Source organism: Streptomyces sp. NPDC054840 (assembly GCF_053611065.1).
Map to the genome: position 1 here is coordinate 1 of NZ_JBSGZP010000444.1, position 6,248 is coordinate 6,248.

The window sequence follows — 6,248 nt, forward strand, 5'->3', positions numbered from 1 at the left end:
CTACCGGATCGTGCACGAGGACCCCGACCTCAGTGCCTTGCCCGAGGAGCTGCGGCCGGTGGTGACCCGCTGCCTCAGCCGGGACCCGGCCGACCGGCCGACCCTGACCGAGGTAATCGAGCTGTGCAACGCGGCCTCGGACGCCCCGCTGCGCCAAGGCGAGGACTGGCTGCCGCAGGCCGTCGCCGGTTCCATCACCGAACGGCTGCGGCTGCCCGCGCCGGCGCCCACCCCGCCGCCGCAGCCGCCGACGGCCGCCTCGGCGCCGACTCCGACGGAGGTCTCGCCGCAGTCCCCGACTCCGGCTCCGGGTCCGGCTCCGGCTCCGGCTCCGGCTGCTCCTGTGGTACCCGCCGCGCCCGGCTACACACCGACCGGTCCGGCCGCCGCGCCGACGCAGACGGCTCCGGCACAGGGAGTTCCGGGGACCGTGCCGCCGGGTTACCCGACGCCGCCCCCGTACGCGCAGCCTTCGTATCCGCAGCGGCAGCCGCAGCCGCAGCACAACCAGCCGCAGTACAGCCACCCCCCGTACACGCAGCCCTCGTACGCCCCGGGCCACAGCACGCCGCCGCCGTTCCACACCCAGGGCTTCGCTCCCCCGCCCGCTGCGCCACGCCCCAAGCGGACGGCACTGCTCGTCATAGGGACCGTCGCGGCGGCGGTCATCGGGCTCGCGGTCATCGGGTCCCTGCTGCCGGACGGCTCCGGCAAGGGCGGCGGCGACAAGTCGTCGAACGGCGGCAGTGCCTCTTCGGGCGCCTCGCAGAAGCAGCCCGACCCGCAGCCGGTCTCCTACCAGCGCATCGAAGTGCCCGAGAACCACCAGCTGATGTTCGCCGACAACCCGCCTCGGCCGGCCGAGGAGCCGACCGGTGCCGGGGTGCTCTACGGGCACGGAGACCTCTTCTACTACCGGGACCGCCTCTTCGGGGACGAGAAGTTCGGTACGGCGAACGGCAAGCTCGTCCTGCTGAACAACTCGGAGAAGGGCTCCCTGGAGACCTGCCGCGCCGTGACCCGCTTCACCGAGAAGATCGGCCTCGACCAGCTCACGGACGGGTCGCAGGTCTGTTTTCTGAGCAAGGCCGGCCACATCACGCTGGCCACCTTCCGCGGCAAATCGGGCGTGAAGGGCGAGACCGGCTTCGTTACCGTCGACCTGACGGTCTGGCGCAATGCCGGGGCCGCGGCGAAGAACTAGGTCGTGCCGCCCGGGGGGCGTCTTGTCGGTCCGGTCGGAGAGGATGGCTCCTTCAAGATCGGCGACGAGGGGCGGCGGATTCGCTGCCGGCCGTGTCCGACGGGAGGATGGGCAACCGTGCAGGAAGTGACACGTCACGAGGTCGACGAGGACCGGACGAGTCGAGCCCTGGAAAACATCCGGGGGCGGACCTTCGGCCGCTGGCACGGACTGCGCTACGACAGCCTGTCCCTCAAGGGCATTCAGGAGACGGGCGACGAACTCCTGGACCACGTCGGCGCTCTCACCTTCCAGGATCCGCAACTGGAGGGCGCACCGGGCCGGCTGGCCCTGCGAACAGCGGCGGAGTGCGCGCTCGGTGTTCTGACGCTCGGCGCCTGCCCCGGCGGGGACTTCGAGGTGTTCTTCCCCCTTGTCGGCGAGGAGCTCAGCAGCGAGGACTTCGCCTTCGGCGACGTGGTCGACCAGGCACCCACGGCGCGGGTCTGGGTGGACGCCTTCGCGCTGAGCGTGATCACCGGGCTGCTGTGGGAACGGGCCCTGGTGATAGGTCCTTTGCTGAGGAAGGACTACGCGCCCATGTTCCACGCGGGACTGCCGTACTCGTCCTTGAGCTCGGTGTCCGACCCGGCCGAACTCGCCGAGATGGACGCGCTGTGCGGCTACCTCCACCTGGTGGAGACGCCGCACTCGCCCTGGGTCGCGTCCGGGGTACCGCCCCTGCGCAAGCCGGAGGCGGAGGACCGCGCCGCGGCCGCCGCACGGCTCGACGCGGCGGGTCCGCAAACCCCCGACCAGCGACTGCTGCGCGTACTCCTCGACGACGGCCAGCCCGCGTTCGAGCGCGCCCTGACCAACCGTCTCCTGGAACACCGCGACAGTGCCGGTCCGGCGGCCGCGCCGAGAACGCTGCTGCCGGTCACAGCCGTCGCCCTGGCAGCCCTTGCCGTCCACGCACACGGCTGGGAGCTGAAGGTGCGCTCCGGCTACCTGCCGACGGCCCTGCTGCGCGCCCCGAGCCAGTAGGGGCGCGCACGGCGGAGTGACCGGCGGCCGGCGCTGGGCCAGGCGTCGCGGGGCAGGCGGGCCTTTGCGGACCTATATGTATTGACCTAGATCGTCTCTGCGGCCGGCAGTACGGCGGGGCGGTCGAGGAACGCGAGCACCGCCCGCTTCTCCGGGAGGTACACCTCGGGCAGGTCGATCTCCGGGAGGGTGATCTCGCCCTGGCGGACGAAGCCGAGCCGGTTCAGCAGGGCGAGGGCCTTGGCGTTGGAGGCGTCGGGCTCGGCCACCGCGCGCAGGACGGCCGGGTCGCGGAAGGTGAACCGGATGAGCGACCCGACCAGGGTCGTGCTGAATCCGGGCCGGGGGCGGCCGGTCGCCGGGGCAAGCATCAGGTGGACGCCGATGTCGCCTTCCCGCACCGCGTAGCAGTCGCTGACCCGGTCCTCCGCGGGCTCGTACGTCTGGAAGAGCGCCACGGGCTCGTCGTTCAACCGGACCATGAACGCGTGATGCGTGTCGCGGCGGTCCACGTCCTCGTAGATCTCCTGGACCAGTTCCCGGCTGGCGCCGTTCATGCCCCAGAACTGCGCGCGCTCCTCGACGACCCAGGAGTGCAGCACTGCGGAGTCCGCGACGGGGTCGACCGGGGTGAAACGGACCGTGCCGAAGCCTTCGACGGTCTCGGTCAGGACGTCCGCGCGCGGGGAGGCGAGGGAAGTGGACTCGGGTCTCATACAGGTTCCGTTTCTGCTCGTTCGGAGAGGAGCGACAGGGGCGGTGAGCACGCGTGCGGCTCCACGCTTAGGGTGCCCTGACTATATGTGCGCTCAGAAGGAGCCCCCGAGGGCGCCCTCCGAGCGTGCGACGGACCGGCATCCGCCGGGAGCGCTCCGCCTGGCGTCCGCTCGTGCGAGCGCGGCAAACGCCGGAGAGCGGGCTGTGGCCGACGCCGGCGACAGCGGGAGGCTGATCATCATTTAAGATTCAAGGCGGCCGCCGGGCTGCGGCTCGTCGCCGTGTGCGGTGACTGCGGAACGGTCGGGCCGACCGGTCGAGGAGAGCAGCCCGAGTCAGGCAGAGCCTTGGTCCGGACGGCGACCATTTGACGCTGATCATGAAGATCCCGGGGAATCGCGTGACCGCCGGCGTGCGTCTCAGTGGCGTGGGGCCCACAGCCCACCCGCCCACGAAAAGAAAACCCCCAGGGAGAAGTGAGGGATGCCAGTGATCTGCGTCGGAGGCATGATCGGAATCGGCAAGACGAGTGTGGCCGAGCTGCTCGCCAAGGAGCTGGGCAGCGAAGTCTTCTACGAGAGCGTGGACGACAATCCGATCCTTCCGCTCTTCTACACGGCGAGCCCCGAAGAGATCCAGGCGAAGCGCTACCCCTTCCTGCTGCAGCTCTACTTCCTGCAGACGCGGTTCGCCTCGATCAAGGAGGCGTACAAGCAGGGAGACAACGTCCTCGACCGGTCCATCTACGAGGACTGGTACTTCGCCAAGGTCAACCACGACCTGGGCCGGATCAGCTCCCTCGAGATGCAGGTGTACGAGGGACTGCTGGGTGAGATGATGCGCGAGATCGACGGTCTGCCGTACCGCAAGGCACCCGATCTCATGGTCTACCTCAAGGCGGACTTCGAGACGGTGCTGCACCGGATCGGCCTGCGGGGCCGCGGTTTCGAGCAGGACGAGAGCCTCGTCGACTACTACCGGACACTGTGGTCCGGCTACGACGACTGGGTGCACAAGCACTACTCGGCCAGCGAGGTCCTCGTCATCGACATGAACCACACGGATGTGGTGAAGAGCCCCGAGGACGCGGCCCGTGTGGTGCAGGAAGTCAAAGACACCCTGGCGGCTGTCGCGCACCGCCGCGTCTGAGCTCGCCGTGGTCGGTCGGCTGTGAGCGGGGCGACGCGGTCGTCGTCGGACCACCCCGACGACGCCGGAAGTACGGGGTGAGCGCGCCCACGGCCGTCAAGTGCTTGCCGGGGCGGTCGAACTCGTCCACGATGCTCCGTAGCCACGGCCCTTCCGGATCCCACCGCGCCCGGCCGGGGCAGGGGAGAACAGGGGAAACATCGATGACGAACAGCAAGCCGAAGAAGCGCCCGACGGCCGCGGCGGCACTCATCCCGCTTTTCGTGCTCGCCGGGCTGCTCCTGGGCCCTGCGGCCACCGCCTCGGCGGCTGCTCCCGCCGCCCGGCAGGCTCCTGCCGCCGCGGCGCTCCCGCAGAGCGGTGTTCTCGCCGGCGCCGGGGTGGCAACCGGTCTCCACGCACCGATGTCGTCCCAAGTCCGGGCCACCACCGGGAACAAGAAGGGCAAGAAGAGCAAGAAGAAGAAGGGCGGGCTGCTCAAGACGCTCCTGATCGTCCTGCTCGTCGTCATCGTGCTGCTCGGCGCCCTGTACCTGGTACGCCGGAGTCTGCGCCGCAGGTCGGCCTAGGACCCCTGTCCGGCCGATCACGTGACTACTCCCTGCCCCGGTCGCGCCTCGCTTCGCCTCGCTTCGAGGGACTGGAGCAGGCCACCGGCGGCCGTGGAGAGGATCTCCGAGCTGTCCTGCTCCTGCCTCCTCCGACCCTTGCCCGCCATCGAGACCCGCCGAGCCCCGGGTCAGGGCGTCGCCCGGCGCAGGGACAGGGCGAAGGCGCAGCTGGTGACGGTGAGGACGACGATCGGTGGCGGGGGCAGGAAGAGGGCGGATATCGCCAGGCCGACGGTCGAGGCGGCGAGGAGTGTCCACCCGAAGGCGGTGCGCCGTTCGATCAAGGCCGGGGAGTGCCGGGCGGCGAACAGGGCAAGGAGTGCGGAGGAGATGACGAAGAGGGCCATGACGGAACTCATGCCGTGGACGACATCGAGGGTGGTGCGTTCAAGACCCAGCAACGTCATGCTCGTTGCCCGCATGGCCGCCGACGAGGCTTCTTGCTGCGGGGTCGGATTGCCCCAGGCCTCTGCGGCGGCGAGGGCGAGGTGGCCCGTCCCCAGCAGCAAGAACCCTCCGACGCCCACCTTGAAGGGTCGCAGCGGCTCGGGCTTTTGTCTGACGGCAGAAGGGGCGGGCGCGCTCATCGCGACTCCTTGAGTACGGCTCAGGCACCCTCTACATATGTAGAGGGTCAGGTCGAGCTGCACTCTACACCTGTAGAGACTGTCCGGTGTGGGAAAACCGCGCGCGGACTCCGCCGCGTCAGCCCGGTCGGGTGATGTCGCCCGTGGAGCCGTTCCTCTGGGGTCGCGCCTGCCCGGGTGATGCGCGCACAGTTCCCCTCCCGGCATCGGGGTGGGCTGCCCGCGGGAGCCGGCGGCCCTGGTGGTCCGGCTGCTGCTGATGGCGATCTCGCTCGACGAACCGTCAGCCTCCGTCGGCCGCCGTACGGGCCCGCACCTCCTCCGGGGTGAGGTAGTGGTCCGTGTACTCGAAGTCGCGCAGCGTCCCCGGCTTGTAGGTCTGGAAGCCGGTCCGGACGAAGTCGTCGCCGGCCACGGCGTTCAGGAGCCAGTTCGTCATCACCCGGGTCTTCGCGGCTCCGGTGCGCAGCGCCGCCCAGTGGTAGCCGCGGGCTACGGCTTGGGCGGGCATCCCGCGCAGGTCGATGCCGAGCGGCCGGGAGACGCCGTCGCGGCCGCCGAGGTCCACGACCAGTCCGAGGTCCTTGTGGACGTAGGGACGAAGAGGCGTGCCCCGCAGCGTGGCGACGACGTTGTCGGCGGCGACCCTGCCCTGTCGCTCGGCGTGCTGCGCGGTGGGCGGGCACACCGTGTCGTCCCCGCCGCCGGCGAGGTCGGGGACGGCGGCCGCGTCACCGAGCGCGAACACGCCGTCCGCCCCCGGCACCCGCAGGTCCGGAGCGGCGACGAGCCGACCGCTCTTCGCGGTCTCGGCGCCCAGCGTGGCGACGAGTGGGCTCGCGGCGACGCCGGCCGTCCAGATCAGGGTGCGGCAGGGCAGCACCCGCCCGTCGGTGAGGGTGACGTCCTCAGGGCCCGCCTTGGCGACGGAAGCGCCGAGCGATACCTCGATAC

6 protein-coding genes and 1 pseudogene are annotated in these 6,248 nt (G+C 70.5%); 4 read left to right on the plus strand and 3 right to left on the minus strand.

The genetic code is table 11. The features are described from left to right. A pseudogene (locus ACWGIU_RS26365) lies at positions 1-1,204 on the plus strand (serine/threonine-protein kinase); the annotation flags it as partial. Positions 1,205-1,321: 117 nt separating this feature from the next. Then, on the plus strand, positions 1,322-2,230 hold the full coding sequence (locus ACWGIU_RS26370) for an Imm49 family immunity protein (RefSeq protein ID WP_453709746.1): 909 nt from the start codon (positions 1,322-1,324) through the stop codon (positions 2,228-2,230). Positions 2,231-2,316: 86 nt separating this feature from the next. Here ACWGIU_RS26370 and ACWGIU_RS26375 read toward each other — a convergent pair whose 3' ends face one another. Continuing rightward, entirely contained in the window at positions 2,317-2,946 is a 630-nt protein-coding gene (locus tag ACWGIU_RS26375; RefSeq protein WP_453709748.1) for a GNAT family N-acetyltransferase, read from the minus strand. Between the two features lie 484 nt (positions 2,947-3,430). Here ACWGIU_RS26375 and ACWGIU_RS26380 point away from each other — a divergent pair, with 484 nt between their 5' ends. Both ACWGIU_RS26380 and ACWGIU_RS26385 read left to right on the plus strand, forming a co-directional pair. Then, positions 3,431-4,096: a deoxynucleoside kinase gene (locus ACWGIU_RS26380; protein ID WP_453709750.1), complete on the plus strand. Its 666-nt coding sequence runs from the start codon at positions 3,431-3,433 to the stop codon at positions 4,094-4,096. 203 nt (positions 4,097-4,299) lie between these two features. Continuing rightward, positions 4,300-4,665: a hypothetical protein gene (locus ACWGIU_RS26385; RefSeq protein WP_453709752.1), complete on the plus strand. Its 366-nt coding sequence runs from the start codon at positions 4,300-4,302 to the stop codon at positions 4,663-4,665. A 170-nt stretch (positions 4,666-4,835) separates the two neighbouring features. Here ACWGIU_RS26385 and ACWGIU_RS26390 read toward each other — a convergent pair whose 3' ends face one another. Both ACWGIU_RS26390 and ACWGIU_RS26395 read right to left on the minus strand, forming a co-directional pair. After that, positions 4,836-5,294, minus strand: coding sequence for an LIC_13387 family protein (locus ACWGIU_RS26390; RefSeq protein WP_453709754.1), 459 nt, complete (start codon positions 5,292-5,294; stop codon positions 4,836-4,838). Between the two features lie 283 nt (positions 5,295-5,577). Continuing rightward, on the minus strand, positions 5,578-6,248 hold a 671-nt coding region (locus tag ACWGIU_RS26395), incomplete at its 5' end, for an NAD(P)/FAD-dependent oxidoreductase (RefSeq protein WP_453709756.1).